We start from the raw sequence: 19379 nt of genomic DNA, 5'->3' as shown, positions 1-19379 counted from the left end.
GGGCTAATATTGGCGCATGTTTTCGCACCGCACACGTGGCCCTCGGGCGGCCGGCGCGCGGTCGGGGGGTCGCTGGGTGGGCCTGGGAGCCGCCGTTCTGACCGGCGCCGCGGGGCTGCTGAGCACGCCCGGCGCCGTCCCCGTCGCCTCAGCCGACAGCTGCCCGGACGCGCAGGTCATCTTCGCCCGCGGAACCAACGAACCCCCCGGCATCGGGCGGGTCGGCGAAGCGTTCGTCGACTCGCTGCGCCAGCAGACCGGCGGTCTGGACATCGGGACGTACGCGGTGAACTACAACGCCAGCAAGCTGCAGATCCACACCGGGGACGGCGCCAACGACGTCATCTCGCACGTCAAGTCCTTCATGTCGTCGTGCCCCACCACCAAGCTGGTGCTGGGTGGCTACTCGCAGGGCGCCGACGTCATCGACATCGTGAGCGGGGTCCCCATCGGCGGCATCAACTGGGGCAGCGCGCTACCGCCCCAGTACGCCGGCGACGTCGCGGCGGTCGCCGTCTTCGGCGACGTGGCCGACCGCTCCGGCCGCTCGCTGGCGGCCCAGAGTTCCCTGTTCGGTTCCAAGGTGATCGACCTGTGCAACCCCACCGACCCGATCTGCCACGCGGGCCCCGGCAACGAGTGGAGCGGACACACCGAGGGTTATGTCCCGGTCTACACCACCCAGGCGGCGGCTTTCGTGGCGTCCAAGCTGCTGGCCGGGACGGGCCGGCAGGTGCCCGGGTTCGGCCCGCAGGTCCCGGTCTTCGGCCCGCAGGCGCCCGGCGGTTCCCCGCAGGCGCCCGGGCCGCAGACACCGGCCGGGCCGCTGCCGCCGGGATCGGGCCCGTCCATCCACGACAATGTGCCCCCGCCGTCCCAGTCGTCCTCGCCGCCACGCGCGCCCGACCTGGTGGACGTCGTCTACTGACGCTGCGTCGATAACAATTCTGGAACCGTCGGCGGTGATCGGCTGACCCGGCCGGTCGCATCGTTACCATCGGCCCATGCGGCTTCGCGCGGGTGCCCCTCTGCTCCAATGCAGTTCGGGCAGCAGGCCGAATGCGTCCGGCCGGCTGGCGAGTCTTTTGGGCGCCGCTTTGGTCGGCCCGGCCTGCCTGATCGCGGCTGCGGTGGCGCCGGGGCCGGCGGCGGCGTCGCCCTGCCCGGCCGCCGAGGTGGTCTTCGCGCGGGGCCGGGAGGAGCCACCGGGCCCCGGCTACGTCGGCAACGCGTTCGTCAACGCGCTGCGCCCCAAGGTGCCGAAGATGCCGATCGCGTCGTATGGGGTGAACTATCCCGCCGACATCAGCCCCGCCACGGGCGCCGACGACATGAGCGCGCACGTCCAGTCCACGGCGCGCAGTTGCCCGAAGACCCGCATGGTGCTCGGCGGCTACTCGCTGGGCGCCGCGGCCACCGACCTCGTGGTCGCGGTGACCCAACCGGCCTTCGGGTTCACCAATCCCCTCCCACCGGCGATGGCCGATCACATCGCGGCCGTCGCGCTGTTCGGCAACGGCACCCGCCGAATCCTCGGGCCCCTGCGCGATTTCAGTCCCGCGTTCGCCGGCAAGACGATCGATCAGTGCGCACCCGGAGACCCGATCTGCTCGAACGGCACCAATTGGCCGTCGCATTTCCAGCCCTCGTACATCGATTCCGGCCTGGTGGATCAGGCTGCCAGCTTCGTCGCCGCCAAGCTGTAGCCGCGGTGCGCGCCGGTTCAGCCGCGGGTACGCATGCCGCGGGTGATCGAATTCCGTTCGGCCAGCTGGTCGTCGGGCGGATAGTCGACGCCGACGAGCGTCAGCCCGTGCGCCGGCGCGGCCGCGAATTCGCTGGAGCGCGCCGTGGCGGTCAGCAGGTCGCGGCACCAGGAGGCGGGGCGGCGATGTTCGCCGACGGCCAGCAGCGCCCCGATGAGCGACCGCACCATCGACCAGCAGAACGCGTCGGCGGTGACGTGCGCGGTGACCAGGTGGCCCGCACGCGACCACTCGAGCCGCTGCAGGTCGCGGATGGTGGTGGCGTTGTCGCGGTGACGGCAGAACGCCGCGAAGTCGTGCAGTCCCAGCAAGTCTCGTGACGCGGTGGCCATCGCCTCCAGGTCCAGGGCGCGCGGCCAGGCGGTGACGTAGCGAGCCTGCAACGGCTCCGCACCGTAGGGCGCCGTGGACAACCGGTAACGGTAGTGCCGGCGCAGGGCCGAGAAGCGGGCGTCGAAACCCGAGGGTGCACGGACGATTTCGAGCACGCGGACGTCGGGAGGCAAGAACCGGCCGAGCCGCCGCAGCAACGGCAGGAACTCCGGCTCGCCGGCCCGCCGGGAGCGCGACTCGGCGTTCGCGAGGGCGACGACGGGCACATCGGCGTGCGCTACCTGCCCGCTTGCGTGGACCCCGGCGTCGGTGCGGCCGGCGGCGCGCAGCCGCACCGGTGTGCGGAAGACGGTCGTCAACGCCTCGTCGAGAACCCCGGCGACGGTGCGTTGACCAACCTGTGCCGCCCAGCCCGCGAATTCGGTTCCGTCGTAGGCAATGTCGAGCCGCAGACGGACCTCGTCGCTAACTGTCGGCGGCCTCATCGGACTCGTCGGCGGGGGCCTCCCCGGCCGCGGGCGCCTCGGTTTGGGCGGCTGCGGTCTCGCCGGCCTCGGGCGACGCCACGGGCGCCGAGACTTCCTCGGCCGTCGGTCCGACCGCTTCCTCCGGCTCGACCGCCGCCTGCGGCGCCGCGGCGGCCGCCACCGGAGTCTCCTGGCTCTTCGAGGCCTTGACCCGACGTGCCCGGTCGGCTTCGGAGGTCACGGTCTTCTCCCGCACGAGTTCGATGACGGCCATCGGCGCGTTGTCACCCTTGCGCGCCTCGACCTTGATGATGCGGGTGTAGCCGCCGTCGCGGTCGGCGAAGAAGGGTCCGATCTCCTCGAAAAGGGCGTGCACCACGTCCTTGTCGCGGATCTTCTTGAGGACCTCTCGACGGTTGTGCAGCGTGCCCTTTTTGGCGTGGGTGATCAGCTTCTCCGCGTAGGGCCGCAGCGCGCGCGCCTTCGGCTCCGTCGTCTTGATCCGGCCGTGCTCGAACAGCGATGTGGCCAGGTTGGCCAGGAGGGCCTTCTGGTGCGACGACGACCCGCCGAGGCGCGGACCCTTGGTGGGCTTGGGCATTGCTGACGCTCCTGTCTAGATGAAAATCTCACTGCAGCCATTTCGTCCGGCTCCTCGGCGGCCGATGACCGGCCGCATCGTCACCGGACGGCCGTTAGAGCTGTTCGGTTTCGGCGTAGTCCTGGTCGTCGTAGGTGCCCTCGCTGGACCAGGTGCCGGTGGCGACGTCGTAACCCGCGACCTCCGACGGGTCGAAGCTCGCCGGGCTGTCCTTGAGCGACAGACCCAGCTGGTGCAGCTTGACCTTGACCTCGTCGATGGACTTCTGGCCGAAGTTGCGGATGTCCAGCAGGTCCGACTCGGTGCGGCTCACCAGCTCGCCGACCGTGTGCACACCCTCGCGCTTGAGACAGTTGTAGGACCGCACGGTCAGGTCCAGGTCGTCGATCGGCAGCGCGAACGACGCGATGTGGTCGGCCTCGGCGGGCGACGGCCCGATCTCGATGCCCTCGGCCTCGACGTTGAGTTCGCGTGCCAGGCCGAACAATTCGACCAGGGTCTTGCCGGCAGAGGCCAGCGCATCGCGGGGGCTGATCGAGCTCTTGGTCTCGACGTCCAGGATCAGCTTGTCGAAGTCGGTGCGCTGCTCGACACGGGTGGCGTCCACCTTGTAGGTCACCTTGAGCACCGGCGAGTAGATGGAATCGACCGGGATGCGGCCGATCTCGGCGCCGGAGGCGCGGTTCTGCACCGCCGGGACGTAGCCGCGGCCCCGCTCGACGACCAGCTCCACCTCGAGCTTGCCCTTGTCGTTCAGCGTCGCGATGTGCATCTCGGGGTTGTGCACGGTGACGCCGGCCGGCGGCACGATGTCACCCGCGTTGACCGCGCCCGGGCCCTGCTTGCGCAGGTACATCGTGACCGGCTCGTCCTCCTCCGACGACACGACCAGGCTCTTGAGGTTCAGGATGATCTCGGTGACGTCTTCCTTGACGCCGGGCACGGTGGTGAACTCGTGCAGCACACCGTCGATGCGAATGCTGGTGACGGCCGCGCCTGGGATCGACGACAGCAGCGTGCGGCGCAGCGAATTGCCCAGGGTGTAACCGAATCCGGGCTCCAGCGGTTCGATGACGAACTGGGACCGGTTGTCGGCGACGACTTCCTCGGACAGGGTGGGTCGCTGTGAGATCAGCATGGTGTCTCTTCTTCTCCTTCTCGGCACCCGCTATTTGATGCCGCTCAGGTGGTCCGTCGCCGCGGCCGCGGCTCCGGGGTACCCGCACCCGGTGGTGCGGGAGGCTCTACTTCGAGTAGTACTCGACGATCAACTGCTCGGTCAGCGGCACCTCGATCTGCGCCCGCTCCGGCAATTGGTGGACCAGGATGCGCTGGCGCTCCCCCACGACCTGTAGCCAGCTCGGGATCGGGCGGTCACCCGCGGTCTCCCGCGCGATCTGGAACGGCACCGTGTTCAGCGAGGAGTCCCGCACGTCGATGATGTCGTACTGGGAGACCCGGTAGCTGGGCACGTCGACATGCACGCCGTTGACGCTGAAGTGCCCGTGCGTGACGAGTTGGCGGGCCATCCGGCGGGTGCGGGCCAGCCCGGCGCGGTAGACGACGTTGTCGAGCCGGCTCTCCAGGATCCGCAGCAGCTCCTCGCCCGTCTTACCGGACTGCCGCACGGCCTCTTCGTAGTAGCGCCGGAACTGCTTTTCCATCACCCCATAGGTGAAACGGGCCTTCTGCTTCTCCTGCAGCTGCAGCAGGTATTCGCTTTCCTTGATCCGCGCGCGGCCGTGCTGGCCGGGCGGATAGGGACGCTTCTCGAACGCCTGGTCGCCGCCGACGAGGTCGGTGCGCAGCCGGCGCGACTTGCGGGTCATGGGTCCGGTGTAACGAGCCATCTGCTTTTCTCTCCTAAACCCGACGGCGCTTCGGCGGACGGCAGCCGTTGTGCGGCTGGGGGGTGACGTCGGAGATCGCGCCGACCTCCAGACCGGCGGCCTGCAGCGACCGGATCGCCGTCTCCCGGCCCGAACCCGGGCCCTTGACGAAAACGTCGACCTTTTTCACGCCGTGCTCCTGCGCCTTGCGCGCCGCGTTCTCGGCGGCCAGCTGGGCGGCGAACGGGGTCGACTTCCGGGACCCCTTGAAGCCGACGTGGCCCGACGACGCCCAGGCGATGACGTTGCCCTGCGGGTCGGTGATCGTCACGATCGTGTTGTTGAAGGTGCTCTTGATGTGAGCGGCGCCGTGCGGAATGTTCTTCTTTTCCCGCCGCCGGGTCTTCTGCCCCTTCTTGGGGGAGCTCGCCTGCGCCTTTTTTGCTGGTGGCATCGGGTTCTACCTGGCCTTCTTCTTGCCTGCGATGGTGCGCTTGGGGCCCTTGCGGGTCCGCGCGTTGGTCTTCGTCCGCTGGCCGCGCACCGGCAGGCCGCGGCGGTGCCGCAGGCCCTGGTAGCAGCCGATCTCGATCTTGCGGCGGATGTCGGCCTGCACCTCGCGGCGCAGGTCGCCCTCCACCTTCAGGTTGGCTTCGATGTAGTCACGCAGGTGGGTCAGCTGGTCGTCGGTCAGGTCCCGCGTGCGCAGGTCCTTGTCGATGCCGGTGGCCGCCAGAATCTCGTTCGAGCGGGTCCGGCCGACGCCGTAGATGTAGGTCAGCGCGATCTCCATGCGCTTGTCGCGCGGCAGATCGACGCCTACTAGTCGAGCCATAGGTGGCGTTTCCTCTTTTTTCGGCGGAGGTCTGGTCCCAGCCCGTTCCCGGCCCCGACAGTTCGGGGTGGGGCCCGGCCTCCGTCCGGGCGTGGATGAGCCGCCCATCTCTGAAGATGCCAGCGGCTCACTGGTGCTGGGAGGTCTGCATTCAGTTGTGATCGCGGGTGGCCGGGTACATGGTGGCGACCCGCTTCGCCCGGCTACGCCGCGCTGGCGATCGCCACTAGCCCTGCCGCTGCTTGTGGCGCGGATCGGGGCAGATCACCATGACCCGCCCATGCCGGCGGATCACCCTGCACTTGTCACAGATGGGCTTCACGCTCGGGTTCACCTTCACGGCTGGTCGATCCTGTTCTGTCGTTCCTGTGGTTTCGGGCTTGCTCACTTGTACCGGTACACGATGCGGCCCCGGGACAGGTCATAGGGAGACAACTCCACCACCACCCGGTCCTCGGGCAGGATGCGGATGTAGTGCTGCCGCATCTTGCCGCTGATGTGGGCGAGCACCTTGTGGCCGTTCTCCAGCTCAATGCGGAACATCGCATTGGGCAGGGGCTCGACCACGCGGCCCTCGACCTCTATGGCACCGTCCTTCTTGGCCATAACTTCTCAGAAATCCTCGTCTTTAATCGTCTTCAGGTGGCTTCTCGGTCCGCCCGCATCGGCGCAGCGTCACCCGGTCTTCAAACGTGAGCCGGTGACAGGAAATTCCTAGGACAGGGCACGCAGAAAGCCGGCGCGAAAGTCGCACCGTTGATCTACGATACCCGGAAATCGAGCCTGAGCCAAAATCCCGCCGGGGCATATTAGCGGGATCACCGACCGGGCGCTCCCGCCGCGCCGGAATAGCGGCACCGCACCCCCGGTTCCACACACCATGACCGATGCAGCGAGCAAGCCCGACTTAGGCAGGTTCGGATCGTTCGGACGCGGCGTCACGCCACAGCAGGCCAAGGACATCGAAGCCCTCGGCTATGGCGCCGTCTGGGTCGGCGGTTCCCCACCCGCCGAGCTGGCCTGGGTGGAGCCGATCCTGGCGGCCACCACCACGTTGCAGGTGGCCACCGGAATCGTCAACATCTGGACGGCGGCCGCCGCACCGGTGGCCGAGTCGTTCCACCGCATCGATGCCGCCTACCCCGGGCGCTTCCTGCTGGGGATCGGCGTCGGCCACCCCGAGGCGCACACCGAATACCGCAAGCCCTACGACGCGCTGGTGGAGTATCTGGACAAGCTCGACGCGCACGGCGTGCCCGCCGACCGCCGGGTGGTGGCGGCCCTGGGCCCGCGCGTGCTGAAGCTGTCCGCCCAACGCAGCGCCGGGGCGCATCCCTACCTCACCACCCCCGAGCACACCGCGCAGGCCCGCGAACTGATCGGCGCCTCGGGCTTTCCGGAGGCGTTCCTGGCGCCCGAACACAAGGTGGTGCTGACCACCGACCCCGAGAAGGCCCGCGCGGTGGGGCGCAGGGCGCTCGACATCTACTTCAATCTCGCCAACTATCGCAACAACTGGAAGCGGCTGGGCTTCTCCGAGGAGGAAGTCACCCGCCCGGGCAGCGACCGCCTCGTCGACGCCCTGGTGGCCTACGGCACGCCGGAACAGATCGCGGCGCGGCTGCGCGAGCACCTCGACGCGGGGGCAGACCATGTTCCCGTGCAGGTCCTGACCAAAGATGAAAACCTGGTCTCGGCGCTCGCCGAACTGGCCGGGCCGCTCGGGCTGACGGGCGGGACAGAAGGGGGACTTAGATGACCGAGGCGGTTTCACTCAAACCCGAGCTGGGCCGGTTCGGCGTGTGGCTTCCCACCCGGTCGATCACGCCCGAGCTGGCCGGGGCGATCGAATCGCTCGGCTACGGCGCGGCGTGGATCGGCGGATCGCCGGACGCGGACCTGTCCTGGGTCGAGCCGGCCCTGTCGCAGACCACCTCGCTGCAACTGGCCACCGGCATCGTCAACATCTGGTCGGCGCCCGCGCCCGAGGTCGCCGCGTCCTTCCAGCGCATCGAGGGCGCCTACCCGGGGCGGTTCCTGCTGGGCGTCGGGGTGGGTCACCCCGAGCACACCCGGGAGTACGTGAAGCCCTACGACGCGCTGGTGGGTTACCTGGACGCACTCGACGCGGCCGTCGTGCCGACCAGCCGCCGGGTCCTGGCGGCGCTCGGGCCGCGGGTGCTGCGGCTGGCGGCCGAGCGCAGCGCCGGCGCCCATCCGTACCTGACCACGCCCGAGCACACGGCCAAGGCGCGCGAGCTGCTCGGCAATTCGGTGTTCCTGGCCCCCGAGCACAAGGTGGTGCTCAGCACCGACGCCGAAGAAGCCCGCGACGTCGGCCGCCGCTTCCTCGAGCACTACCTGGGCCTGAGCAACTACGTCAACAACTGGCTGCGGATGGGCTTCACCGAGGCCGACGTCCGCAAGCCCGGCAGCGACAGGCTCATCGACGCGGTGGTGGCCCACGGCAGCCCCGAGGCCGTCGTGCAACGCCTGGTCGAACACCTGGAGGCCGGTGCCGATCACGTGGCGATCCAGGTGCTGGGTGGCTGGAACGAAGAAACCCTGCTGCCCGCGCTGACCGAATTGGCCGGACCGCTGGGGCTGACTCCCCCCAACTGAGCCGCCCCCTGGGCTAGGGTCTTAGGCCATGCGGCTACTGGTCACCGGCGGCGCCGGCTTCATCGGCGCCAATTTCGTGCACGCCACCGTGCGCGAACACCCCGAGGATTCCGTGACGGTGCTCGACGCCCTGACCTACGCCGGCCGGCGCGAGTCGCTGGCCGGCGTCGAGGACTCGATCCGGTTCGTCGAAGGTGACGTCAGCGACGCCGAGCTGGTCAGCCGGCTGGTCGCCGAGTCCGACGCGGTGGTGCACTTCGCCGCCGAGACCCACGTCGACAACTCACTGGAAGACCCGGGCACGTCGCTGCAGAGCAACGTGGTGGGTACCTACGTCATCCTCGAGGCGGTGCGACGGCACGGAGTGCGACTGCACCACATCTCCACCGACGAGGTCTACGGCGACCTGGAACTCGACGAGCCGCAGCGGTTCACCGAGTCCACGCCGTACAACCCGTCGAGCCCCTACTCCGCGACCAAGGCCGCCAGCGACCTGCTGGTCCGGGCCTGGGTGCGGTCCTACGGGGTGCGCGCGACGATCTCCAACTGCTCCAACAACTACGGGCCGTATCAGCACGTGGAGAAGTTCATCCCGCGCCAGATCACCAACGTGCTGACCGGGCGCCGCCCGAAGCTGTACGGCGCCGGCGCCAACGTCCGGGACTGGATCCACGTCGAGGACCACAACAGCGCGGTGCGACGGATCCTGGACAAGGGCGAGAACGGCCGCACCTACCTGATCGCCGCCGAGGGCGAGCGCGACAACCTGACGGTGATGCGCACGATCCTGCAGATGATGGGACACGACCCCGACGACTTCGACCACGTCCCCGACCGCGCGGGCCACGACGTGCGCTACGCCATCGACCCTACGTCGTTGTACAACGAATTGGGTTGGGCGCCCAAGCATGCCAACTTCGAGGCGGGCCTGCAAGCCACCATCGACTGGTACCGCGAGAACGAATCGTGGTGGCGGCCGCTCAAGGACGGCGCCGAAGCCCGCTACGAGGAGCGTGGTCAGTGAAGGTTCGCGAGCTCGACATCCCCGGCGCGTGGGAGATCACCCCGACCATCCACGGCGACTCCCGCGGGCTGTTCTTCGAATGGCTCAAGGACCGCGACTTCACCGGCTTCGCCGGTCACCGCCTGGACGTCCGGCAGGCCAACTGCTCGGTCTCCTCGGCCGGTGTGCTGCGCGGCCTGCACTTCGCCCAGGTGCCCCCGAGCCAGGCCAAATATGTGACGTGCGTGCGGGGCTCGGTGTTCGACGTCGTCGTCGACGTCCGGCTGGGCTCACCGACGTTCGGGAAATGGGACTCGGTCCTGCTCGACGACTCCGAACGCCGCACCATCTACATCTCCGAAGGACTGGCACACGGTTTTCTTGCCCTGCAAGACAATTCGACGATCATGTACCTGTGCTCCTCCGAGTACAACCCGCAGCGCGAGCACACCATCTGCGCAACCGATCCGGTGCTGGCGATCGACTGGCCGCTGGTCGACGGGGCTGCGCCCAGCCTGTCGGACCGGGATGCTGCGGCCCCGAGCTTCGACGAGGTTCGTGCATCCGGGGTACTGCCCACCTGGGCGGAGAGCCGGGCCTTCATCGACAGCCTGCGCAGCGGGTAACCGCGCCCGGCGCCGACCGGGCACACCCGTGAAAACCGGCTATTTCCGTTAATTTCGCCGACGCCAAGATCTACCATCCGTGCATCGCCGATTCGGGGGGCGACAGCTCGATGGCAACGGCGCTGGAGGGGTCAGATGTCGGTAGTGATGGCGGTGCCGGAATTCCTGGCCGACGCGGCAGACGATCTGGCGACTCTGGGCTCCACACTCGATGCGGCCCACGCGGCGGCCGCCGCACCCACGACAACAATCCTGTCGGCCGCCGCCGATGAGGTGTCGACGATGGCCGCAGAGGTGTTTTCCCTGCACGCGGCGCGGTTCCAGGCGGCGAGCGCCCGCGCCGCGGCGTTCCTCGACCAGCACGTGCAGGCCCTGCAGGCGGCCGCGGCCGGCTATGCCCACACCGAGGCGGCCAGCGTTCAGCAGCTGCTGCTGAACCTGGTCAACGCGCCCACCAACACATTGCTCGGACGGCCGCTGATCGGCAACGGCGCCAACGGCTACACCAACGCCCAGGGCGTGGGGACGGCCGGCCAGGCCGGCGGAATCCTCTACGGCAACGGCGGAAACGGCGGGAACAGCACCGCGCTCGGGGCGACCGGGGGTGCCGGCGGGTCCGCCGGGCTGTGGGGCAACGGCGGAAGCGGCGGGACGGGCGGGCCCAACGCCGCCGGCGGCGCCGCCGGCCGGGGCGGATTGTTGTTCGGCGCAAGCGGTGTCGCCGGTGCGGCCGGCCCGACCGTTCCGGTGACCTCTGTGCCGCTGTCCTACCAGAATGGGCGCCTGATCGCGGACGTCTCCATCGCCGGCGGCCCCAGCGTGCCCGTGATCGTCGACACCGGCTCGATGGGTCTCATCGTGCCGCCCCAGGATGTCGACGCGCAGAGCCTGGGCGCGATCACGGGGTTCAGCAGCGTCACCTACGGGGAGCCCGGGAACTACCTGACCGAGTATTACGACACCTACAGCGCGACAATCAATTTCGGCAACGGGTACGTCACGTCGCCGACCACCGTGGCCGTGGTCACCTCCGTGGTGTCCAACGGCTACACCTACTCGGCGTCGCAGGCGCCCGCCATCCTGGGCGTCGGGGTGAACGCCGGGGGTCCGCTGAGCACGAGCCCGGTGACGGCGCTGCCCGGCAGCCTCGGCCGGGGCGTGCTGCTCGACGAACCCGGCGGGTTGATGGACTTCGGGGCAAACCCGCTGCCGTCCTATGGGTCCGTGACCGGGGCGCCGGTGACCACCCTGGACGTGCAGATCAACGGCGGAACCGTGCAGTCGACCGGTGACGCGTTCATCGATTCCGGCGGCCTGTACGGGTCCGTCCCGACCGCGCTCAACCCGCCCACCAACGCCTACGGGTACGTGCAGCCCGGAACCCAGATCTCGGTCTACAACAGCAGTGGGACGCTGCTGTACAGCACGACGACCGCCTCCCAACAGGTGTCCGTGGTTTCGAGCGCGGCCGGCGGCGACTTCAACACCGGTGTCACCCCCTTCCTCGACGACCCGATCTACCTCTCCTACACCTCCCCCGGCGGGTCGATCTCCTTCGACACCTGACCCACCGGCCTCGCCGGCCCCGCCCCCGCCCGGGACGGATGAGAAGCTGTCGTGGTGGACCAGCCGCCGGTGTTCGAATTCGTCGACGTCGTCGTGGAGCGCGACGGGGTGCGGGCGCTGGACGGTTTCGCCGCCGCGGTGCCCGGCCGGGGCGTGACGGCCATATTCGGGCCGTCCGGGGCGGGCAAGTCGACCATGCTGCGCCTGTGCAACCGGCTGGAACTGCCGACCAGAGGGCGAGTGTTGTTCTGCGGCAACGATATCGCCGAACTCGACCCGTTGGTGTTGCGACGCCGGGTGGGCATGTGCTTCCAGCGTCCGACGCCGTTCCCCGGCACCGTGGCCGACAACCTGCGGGTCGCCGACCCGGGCGCCTCCGACGCGCGGATGAGCGAGACGCTGGAGCGCGTCGCCCTGACCGGCTCGTGGCTGGACCGCGACGCCGGCGCGCTGTCGGGCGGGGAGGCGCAGCGCATGTGCCTGGCCCGCACCCTGATGGCGCGACCCCAGGTGCTGCTGCTCGACGAACCCACCTCCGCGGTGGACGCCGAGGCGGCCCGCGTGATCGAGCGCGCGGTGCGCGATCTGGCCGACCGCGACGGCATCCCGGCCATCTGGGTGACCCACGACGCCGCGCAGGCCGCCCGCGCCGCCGACCGAGTGCTGCGCATCGAAGCGGGCCGCTGCCTGGGCGTGGGACCGGCGACGCGGTGAACGGGCAGGTCGGGTGGGTCGGGCTGGCGACATCGCTGTCGCTGGTCGCCGTGGCGGCGGCGGTGTCACTGTGGCAACGACTCGGCCTGGAGCGGCAGGTGCTGTGGGCGGCGGCGCGCGCCCTGGTCCAGCTGCTGCTCGTGGGCGGCGCGCTGACGTTGCTGTTCGAGCCGGGCCGTTCGCTGTGGTGGTCGTGGGCGTGGATCGCGGGCATGGTCGCCTACGCCGGGGACGTCGCCCGCCGCCGCGCGCCGGAGGTGCCCCGGTTGGCGGCACTGGCGATCGTCGCGTTCACCGCGGCCGCCGCGATCACGCTGGGGGTCATCTTCGGGCTGCGGGTGTTCCCCCTGCAGGCGCGGACCGTGGTCCCGATCGCCGGGATGATGATCGGCAACTCGATGACGGCCATGGTGCTGGTCGCCCGGCGCCTGGTCGACGAGCTGCGCGACAAACGCGACGAGGTCGAAGCCCGGCTCGCGCTCGGGCAAGCGTCCCGGCAGGCCGCCGCACCGTACCTGCGCGTCGCGTTGCGCTCGGCGATCAGCCCGCAGATCGAAACCACGAAAGCCACCGGGCTGGTGTTCCTGCCGGGCGCCATGACCGGGCTCATCCTGGCCGGAGTCCCACCCGTGCAGGCCGTGCTCGTGCAGGCGGTGGTGATGTTCCTCATTTTGGGGTCGGTCGCGGCCACCACCGTCGTGGTCGCCCTCGGCCTGGTGCGCCTGGTGTTCACCCGCGACCACCGCCTGCTGGCGCTGGGCCGGCGCGCCTGACCGGGTTGACAATTCGTTAATTGTCAGCGAAAAGAAAGACTTTCGGTTTGGAGCCGCTATTCTGCACGTGTCGTACACCAGGCATCCGCTGAACAACCCGGCTCCGGTGGAGGTTTCGATGTCGTTCGTGTTCACCGCACCCCAGACCATGACCGATGCGGCCAGAGGCTTGGCGAATCTCGGCTCGACGATCAACGTGGCCCACGCGGTGGCGGCGGCGCCCACCACCGGACTGCTGGCCGCCGGCGGCGACGAGGTGTCGACGGCCATTGCGGCGATCTTCTCCCGGCACGCCTGGTCATATCAGGCACTCAGCGCGCAGGCCGCGACGTTCCACACCCAGTTGGTGCAGGCCCTCGATGCCGGTGCGGGCGCCTATGCGGCCGCCGAGGCCGCCAACGCGGCGCCACTGCAAACCCTCGAACAAGACGTGCTCGGCCTGATCAATGCGCCGACCAACACGCTGCTGGGGCGTCCGCTGATCGGCAACGGCGCCGACGGCACGACCACCGCGAACGGGGTGGGGACGCCGGGCGGAGCCGGCGGGATCCTGTGGGGCAACGGTGGCGACGGCGGCGCCAGCACGGCCGCCGGCGACCCCGGCGGTGCCGGCGGTCCGGCCGGGCTGCTCGGCACCGGCGGCACCGGCGGCATGGGCGGGTTCGGCGCGTCCGGCGGGATCGGCGGAACCGGGGGGTTGCTGTGGGGCAACGGCGGCACCGGCGGCTTCGGCGGGCCCACGGGGATCGGCGGCGCCGGCGGCAATGCGCTGTTCCTCGGCACCGGCGGCGCCGGCGGTCAGGGCGGAACGTTCACCACCACCGCTAGCGGCGGCGTCGGCGGCACCGGAGGAAACGGGGGTCTGCTGTGGGGCAACGGCGGCACCGGCGGAATCGGCGGACCGTACGGGAACGGCGGTACCGGCGGCAGCGCGCAGTGGTTCGGTGACGGCGGCGCCGGCGGAATGGGCGGGGCGCTCGGCAACGGCGGGGTCGGCGGCAACGGCGGGCACCTGGTCGGCAACGGTGGTACGGGCGGCACCGGCGGCGTCGTCTCCGGTGTCGGCGGCACCGGCGGCCTCGGGAGCGGGCAATGGCTGGGCCACGCCGGGGCAACGGGCGCCGCTGGCGGTCCAGCCGCCGTGAGCCTGACGATGCATGGCAGCCGCCCGACACTGGCGGTGTCCGTGAACGGTGGACCGACTTCGCAGGCAACCGTGGATACCGGGTCCAGCGCGCTGTTGTTCGCCCCGAAGGACGTCAACCTGAACTCCCTCGGCGCTCCCATTGCGAAGGATCTCACCCTCGACTTCGGCGCGCCGGGCGACGAGACGGTCGTCACCTACACCACGTATCAAGCGTCGGTGAATTTCGGGCACGGCGTACTCACCAGCCCGATGACGGTCGGCGTCATCAGCTCCGAGGTGCACAACGGAACCCCGCTCGCGCCGGAGACGCTCGTCGGTGTCGGCGCCAATACGCTGAGCGCACCGTTCACCACCACCGCCGTCCAACAATTGCCCACCCAACTCGATCAGGGCATTCTCATCAACGAACCCCGCGACTACTTCCAGTTCGCCAACGCCAACCCGCTGTCGAGCTTCGCCAACGTCTCCGGCGCACCGAAGACCGACAACCTGCTGGTGCAGATAAACGACGGCAGTCTGCAAAGCACCACCGGGGCGTTCGTCGACACGGGCGGACATGCCGGGGCCGTCCCGAGCAACCTGCTCCCGGATCCGCTGAACCAACTGGCGCCCGGCACCCGGCTGCCGGAGGGCACGAAAATCATCGTGGAGGCCGTCAACGGGGGTAACGCGACTGTGCTGTACACGCAGGTGGCCGGCCCGGGCACCGCTGCGCCCTATGCAACGTCCGCCGTCGGGAGTGGCGGCCAATTCAACACCGGCGCTACCCCCTTCCTGCAGATGCCGATCTACCTCTCCTACAACCCCACCGGCGGGACAATGTACTTCGACAACCCTTCCTGACATCCCGGGGAAGGCGCCTTCAGCGCCGCAGGGGATCCCCACGGCGTCACCGCGCGCCAGGGCGGCTTGCCAGCACCGTGGGCATTTACTAGGATGTCCTAGTATCAAATGCCGCCCTCTCGCGTACCCGAGGACACCCATGACCACAACCATCCCCCACTTCATCGACGGGAAGCGCACAACGGGGCAGTCCACCCGCACCGCCGACGTCTTCAACCCCAGCACCGGACAGGTGCAGGCGCAGGTCGCGATGGCCGGCAAGGCCGACGTCGACGCCGCCGTGGCCTCGGCGGTCGAAGCCCAAAAGGGTTGGGCGGCTTGGAATCCGCAGCGCCGCGCCCGCGTGCTGATGAAGTTCGTCGAGCTGGTCAACGACCACATGGACGAGCTCGCCGAGCTGCTGTCGCTCGAGCACGGCAAGACCGTGCCCGACGCGCGCGGTGACATCCAGCGCGGCATCGAGGTGATCGAGTTCGCGATCGGGATACCCCATCTGCTCAAGGGCGAGTACAGCGAGGGCGCCGGTCCGGGCATCGACGTCTACTCGCTGCGCCAGCCGCTGGGCGTCGTCGCGGGCATCACCCCGTTCAACTTCCCGGCGATGATCCCGCTGTGGAAGGCCGGCCCGGCGCTGGCCTGCGGAAATGCGTTCGTGCTCAAGCCCAGCGAGCGCGACCCGTCGGTCCCGCTGCGCCTGGGCGAGCTGTTCGGAGAAGCCGGCCTGCCGCCGGGTGTGTTCCAGGTGGTGCACGGCGACAAGGAGGCCGTCGACGCCATCCTGCACCACCCCGACATCCAGGCCGTCGGATTCGTCGGCAGCTCCGACATCGCCCAGTACATCTACTCGACTGCTGCGGCCACCGGGAAGCGGTCGCAATGCTTCGGCGGCGCCAAGAACCACATGATCGTGATGCCCGACGCGGACCTCGACCAGGCCGTCGACGCGCTGATCGGCGCCGGCTACGGCAGCGCCGGCGAGCGCTGCATGGCGATCAGCGTCGCGGTTCCGGTCGGCGATCAGACCGCGGAGCGGTTGCGCGCCCGCCTCGTCGAGCGGATCAACAACCTGCGGGTGGGCCACTGCCTGGACCCCAAGGCCGACTACGGGCCGCTGGTCACCGAGGCCGCGCTGGCGCGGGTGCGCGACTACATCGGCCAGGGCGTGGCCGCCGGCGCCGAGCTCGTCGTCGACGGCCGGGAGCGGGCCAGCGACGACATGACGTTCGGGGACGCCAGCCTCGAGGGCGGATTCTTCATCGGCCCGACGCTGTTCGACCACGTCACCCCCGACATGTCGATCTACACCGACGAGATCTTCGGGCCCGTGCTGTGCATGGTCCGGGCCAAGACCTACGAAGAGGCGCTGGCGCTTCCGTCGGCGCACGAGTACGGCAACGGCGTGGCGATCTTCACCCGCGACGGCGACTCCGCCCGCGACTTCGTCTCCCGCGTGCAGGTGGGCATGGTGGGGGTCAACGTGCCGATCCCGGTTCCGGTGGCCTACCACACCTTCGGCGGCTGGAAGCGCTCCGGCTTCGGCGACCTCAACCAGCACGGCCCGGCGTCGATCCAGTTCTACACCAAGGTCAAGACGGTCACGTCGCGGTGGCCGTCCGGCATCAAAGACGGCGCCGAATTCGTCATCCCGACAATGGATTAGGGCGCTTGAGTCCATGGAACTCTTCGCGCTGAACGACGACGAACGGGTGATCACCGAAACGGCCGCCGCGTTCGCCGCCAAACGCCTCGCCCCGCACGCCCTGGAATGGGATGCCGCCCAGCACTTTCCGATCGACGTGCTGCGCGAGGCCGCCGATCTCGGCATGGCGGCCATCTACTGTCGCGACGACGTGGGCGGCAGCGGGCTGCACCGCCTCGACGGGGTCCGCATCTTCGAGCAGCTTGCCGTCGCAGACCCGACGACCGCCGCGTTCCTGTCCATCCACAACATGTGCGCGTGGATGATCGACTGCTACGGCACCGAAGAACAACGCAAGATCTGGGTTCCGCGGCTGGCGTCGATGGACGTCATCGCCAGCTACTGCCTGACCGAGCCGGGTGTCGGTTCCGACGCCGGCGCGCTGAGCACCCGCGCCGTCAAGCAGGGGGGCGATTACGTCCTCGACGGCGTCAAACAGTTCATCTCCGGCGCGGGCGCCTCCGACGTCTATGTGGTGATGGCCAGGACGGGCGGCCCAGAAAATCCGGGCTCCCGCGGCATCTCCACCTTCATCGTCGAAAAGGGCTCTGCGGGGCTGAGTTTCGGCGCGCCGGAGGAGAAGATGGGCTGGCACGCCCAGCCCACCGCGCAGGTGATCCTGGACGGGGTGCGGGTGCCGGCCGACGCGATGCTCGGCGGCGCCGACGGCGAGGGAACCGGCTTCGGCATCGCGATGAACGGCCTCAACGGCGGCCGCCTCAACATCGCGGCATGCTCGCTCGGCGGCGCCCAGGCCGCCTTCGACAAGGCGGGCGCCTACGTGCGCGAACGGCAGGCGTTCGGCTCCGCCCTGATCGACGAGCCGACCATCCGCTTCACCCTGGCCGACATGGCCACCGCGTTGCAGACGTCGCGACTGCTGTTGTGGCGGGCGGCAACCGCCCTGGACGCCGACGACGCCGACAAGGTGGAGCTGTGCGCGATGGCCAAGCGCTACGTCACCGATGCGTGCTACGAGGTCGCCGACAAGGCCCTGCAGCTGCACGGCGGCTACGGCTACCTGCGCGAGTACGGGCTGGAGAAGATCGTGCGTGATTTGCGCGTGCACCGGATCCTGGAGGGGACCAACGAGATCATGCGGGTGGTCGTCGGGCGGGCCGAGGCCGCGCGGTTCCGGGCCACCGCGTAGAAAGGCGCCATGACCAACGTTTCCAGCGTCGCGTTCCTGGGACTGGGCCACATGGGCGGACCCATGTCGGCGAATCTCGTTGCCGCCGGCCACACCGTGCGCGGGTTCGATCCGGTGCCCGCATCGGCGACGGCGGCGGCCTCGAACGGCGTGGCGGTGTTCGACAGCGCCGCCGACGCGGTCGCCGGGGCCGACGTCGTCGTCACCATGCTGCCCACCGGCGAGGTGGTCAAGCGCTGCTACGCCGAGGTACTACCGGTCGCGCGGGCCGGTGCGCTGTTCATCGACAGCTCCACGATCTCGGTCAACGACGCGCGGGAGGTCCACGCGCTGGCGGAATCGCACGGGGTGGTCCAGTTGGACGCCCCGGTTTCGGGTGGGGTGAAGGGCGCCGCGGCGGGGACCCTGGCGTTCATGGTGGGCGGTGAGGAGTCCGCGCTGCAGCGGGCGCGCCCGGTGCTGGAACCGATGGCGGGCAAGGTCATTCACTGCGGCGCCGCCGGCGCGGGGCAGGCCGCCAAAGTGTGCAACAACATGGTGCTGGCCGTGCAGCAGATCGCGATCGGCGAGGCGTTCGTGCTGGCCGAGAAGCTCGGGCTGTCGGCGCAGTCGCTGTTCGACGTCATCACCGGCGCGACCGGCAACTGCTGGGCGGTGCACACCAACTGCCCGGTGCCGGGCCCCGTGCCGACCTCGCCGGCCAACAACGACTTCCGGCCCGGGTTCGCGACCGCGTTGATGAACAAGGACCTGGGCCTGGCGATGGAGGCGGTGGCCTCGACCGGTTCGGCGGCCCCGCTGGGCAGTCACGCCGCCGAGATCTACGCCGAGTTCATCGCGTCCGACGCCTCCCACGCCGACGAGGATTTCAGCGCGGTGATCGAAATGCTGCGCGGCTAGAAATCGCCGGCGTTGCGGCGCAACGTCTCGATCGCCGCCACCAGCGCCTGCGACGCCTCGGCGTCCATGCCGATCTCGGCGAACACCTGCTCGTTGAGCGTGACGGTGGCGTCCTCGACCGTGGAGCGGCCCAGCTCGGTGATCTGGACCAGCGTGGTGCGCCCGTCGGTCGGGTGCGGCACCCGCTGAACCAGCCCGTCGGCCTCCAGTCGGCGGATCGCGTGGGTCACGCTGGTGACGTGGACCTGCAGCCGGTCGGACGCCTTGGTGATCGGCAGCGCCCCGGTGCGGCTGAACGCCAGCAGCCGCAGCAGCTCGTAGCGCGAGAAGCTCAGGTCGTAGGGGCGCAACGCGTTCTCGACGCGGGCCAGCAGGATCTGGTGCGCGCGCATCACCGAGGTCACCGCGACCATGCCCGGCGCCACGTGGCCCCAGCCGGCGCGCTCCCAGTTGGCCCGTGCCGCGGCGATCGGGTCCCGTTTGGGCGGTCTCGAGGCGGTCACGC

General features: G+C 69.7%; 22 protein-coding genes. 13 read left to right on the top strand and 9 right to left on the bottom strand.

What is annotated here, in order from left to right:
- Positions 1-16: 16 nt before the first annotated feature.
- Both ACJ512_RS05305 and ACJ512_RS05300 read left to right on the top strand, forming a co-directional pair.
- Entirely contained in the window at positions 17-928 is a 912-nt protein-coding gene (locus ACJ512_RS05305) for a cutinase family protein (protein WP_407688066.1), read from the top strand.
- 76 nt (positions 929-1004) lie between these two features.
- Positions 1005-1706, top strand: a complete 702-nt coding sequence (locus ACJ512_RS05300; RefSeq protein WP_407688067.1) for a cutinase family protein — start codon at positions 1005-1007, stop codon at positions 1704-1706.
- Between the two features lie 17 nt (positions 1707-1723).
- On the opposite strand, the gene truA is transcribed toward ACJ512_RS05300, so the two are convergent.
- The 8 genes from truA to infA form a co-directional block, all read right to left on the bottom strand.
- Positions 1724-2584, bottom strand: coding sequence for a tRNA pseudouridine(38-40) synthase TruA (gene truA / locus ACJ512_RS05295; protein ID WP_407688068.1), 861 nt, complete (start codon positions 2582-2584; stop codon positions 1724-1726).
- Entirely contained in the window at positions 2565-3167 is a 603-nt protein-coding gene (gene rplQ, locus ACJ512_RS05290; protein WP_407688069.1) for a 50S ribosomal protein L17, read from the bottom strand. The genes truA and rplQ overlap by 20 nt, the downstream gene beginning before the upstream one ends.
- A gap of 94 nt (positions 3168-3261) precedes the next feature.
- Positions 3262-4305 carry a DNA-directed RNA polymerase subunit alpha gene (locus ACJ512_RS05285; RefSeq protein ID WP_407688070.1) on the bottom strand — a complete coding sequence of 348 codons (1044 nt, stop codon included), beginning with the start codon at positions 4303-4305 and terminating at the stop codon, positions 3262-3264.
- Between the two features lie 106 nt (positions 4306-4411).
- Positions 4412-5017 (bottom strand): 30S ribosomal protein S4, encoded by a 606-nt coding sequence (gene rpsD / locus ACJ512_RS05280; RefSeq protein ID WP_407688071.1) that lies wholly within the window; start codon positions 5015-5017, stop codon positions 4412-4414.
- A 13-nt stretch (positions 5018-5030) separates the two neighbouring features.
- On the bottom strand, positions 5031-5450 hold the full coding sequence (gene rpsK / locus ACJ512_RS05275; RefSeq protein ID WP_407688072.1) for a 30S ribosomal protein S11: 420 nt from the start codon (positions 5448-5450) through the stop codon (positions 5031-5033).
- Positions 5451-5456: 6 nt separating this feature from the next.
- Positions 5457-5831 (bottom strand): 30S ribosomal protein S13, encoded by a 375-nt coding sequence (rpsM, locus tag ACJ512_RS05270; RefSeq protein WP_369740391.1) that lies wholly within the window; start codon positions 5829-5831, stop codon positions 5457-5459.
- A gap of 226 nt (positions 5832-6057) precedes the next feature.
- Positions 6058-6171, bottom strand: coding sequence for a 50S ribosomal protein L36 (gene rpmJ, locus ACJ512_RS05265; RefSeq protein WP_003919293.1), 114 nt, complete (start codon positions 6169-6171; stop codon positions 6058-6060).
- A gap of 44 nt (positions 6172-6215) precedes the next feature.
- The gene (gene infA, locus ACJ512_RS05260) at positions 6216-6437 is read right to left on the bottom strand and encodes a translation initiation factor IF-1 (RefSeq protein WP_003418601.1); all 222 of its coding nucleotides are present in this window, start codon (positions 6435-6437) and stop codon (positions 6216-6218) included.
- Between the two features lie 274 nt (positions 6438-6711).
- Here infA and ACJ512_RS05255 point away from each other — a divergent pair, with 274 nt between their 5' ends.
- The 11 genes from ACJ512_RS05255 (at position 6712) to mmsB (ending at position 18874) form a co-directional block, all read left to right on the top strand.
- Positions 6712-7590, top strand: a complete 879-nt coding sequence (locus tag ACJ512_RS05255; RefSeq protein ID WP_407688073.1) for an LLM class F420-dependent oxidoreductase — start codon at positions 6712-6714, stop codon at positions 7588-7590.
- Positions 7587-8453 (top strand): LLM class F420-dependent oxidoreductase, encoded by an 867-nt coding sequence (locus ACJ512_RS05250; protein WP_407688074.1) that lies wholly within the window; start codon positions 7587-7589, stop codon positions 8451-8453. Before ACJ512_RS05255 ends, ACJ512_RS05250 begins: the two co-directional genes overlap by 4 nt.
- Positions 8454-8481: 28 nt before the next feature.
- Positions 8482-9477 (top strand): dTDP-glucose 4,6-dehydratase, encoded by a 996-nt coding sequence (rfbB, locus tag ACJ512_RS05245; RefSeq protein ID WP_407688075.1) that lies wholly within the window; start codon positions 8482-8484, stop codon positions 9475-9477.
- Positions 9474-10082 carry a dTDP-4-dehydrorhamnose 3,5-epimerase gene (gene rfbC, locus ACJ512_RS05240; protein ID WP_407688076.1) on the top strand — a complete coding sequence of 203 codons (609 nt, stop codon included), beginning with the start codon at positions 9474-9476 and terminating at the stop codon, positions 10080-10082. The genes rfbB and rfbC overlap by 4 nt, the downstream gene beginning before the upstream one ends.
- Before the next feature lie 135 nt (positions 10083-10217).
- Positions 10218-11648 carry a PecA family PE domain-processing aspartic protease gene (locus ACJ512_RS05235; RefSeq protein ID WP_407688077.1) on the top strand — a complete coding sequence of 477 codons (1431 nt, stop codon included), beginning with the start codon at positions 10218-10220 and terminating at the stop codon, positions 11646-11648.
- A 51-nt stretch (positions 11649-11699) separates the two neighbouring features.
- Positions 11700-12362: an ATP-binding cassette domain-containing protein gene (locus ACJ512_RS05230; RefSeq protein WP_407688078.1), complete on the top strand. Its 663-nt coding sequence runs from the start codon at positions 11700-11702 to the stop codon at positions 12360-12362.
- Positions 12359-13135, top strand: coding sequence for an ABC transporter permease (locus tag ACJ512_RS05225; protein ID WP_407688079.1), 777 nt, complete (start codon positions 12359-12361; stop codon positions 13133-13135). Before ACJ512_RS05230 ends, ACJ512_RS05225 begins: the two co-directional genes overlap by 4 nt.
- 118 nt (positions 13136-13253) lie before the next feature.
- Positions 13254-15125, top strand: coding sequence for a PecA family PE domain-processing aspartic protease (locus tag ACJ512_RS05220; RefSeq protein WP_407688090.1), 1872 nt, complete (start codon positions 13254-13256; stop codon positions 15123-15125).
- A 139-nt stretch (positions 15126-15264) separates the two neighbouring features.
- Positions 15265-16785, top strand: coding sequence for a CoA-acylating methylmalonate-semialdehyde dehydrogenase (locus ACJ512_RS05215; RefSeq protein ID WP_407688080.1), 1521 nt, complete (start codon positions 15265-15267; stop codon positions 16783-16785).
- 13 nt (positions 16786-16798) lie between these two features.
- Positions 16799-17974, top strand: coding sequence for an acyl-CoA dehydrogenase family protein (locus tag ACJ512_RS05210; protein WP_407688081.1), 1176 nt, complete (start codon positions 16799-16801; stop codon positions 17972-17974).
- Positions 17975-17983: 9 nt separating this feature from the next.
- Positions 17984-18874, top strand: a complete 891-nt coding sequence (mmsB, locus tag ACJ512_RS05205) for a 3-hydroxyisobutyrate dehydrogenase (protein WP_407688082.1) — start codon at positions 17984-17986, stop codon at positions 18872-18874.
- On the opposite strand, the gene ACJ512_RS05200 is transcribed toward mmsB, so the two are convergent.
- The gene (locus ACJ512_RS05200; protein ID WP_407688083.1) at positions 18871-19377 is read right to left on the bottom strand and encodes a MarR family transcriptional regulator; all 507 of its coding nucleotides are present in this window, start codon (positions 19375-19377) and stop codon (positions 18871-18873) included. The genes mmsB and ACJ512_RS05200 overlap by 4 nt on opposite strands.
- Positions 19378-19379 lie beyond the last annotated feature (2 nt).

It is taken from the genome of Mycobacterium cajalii (genome assembly GCF_045809005.2).
Taxonomy (GTDB): domain Bacteria; phylum Actinomycetota; class Actinomycetes; order Mycobacteriales; family Mycobacteriaceae; genus Mycobacterium.
This window is presented reverse-complemented; position numbering and strand designations above follow the sequence as displayed.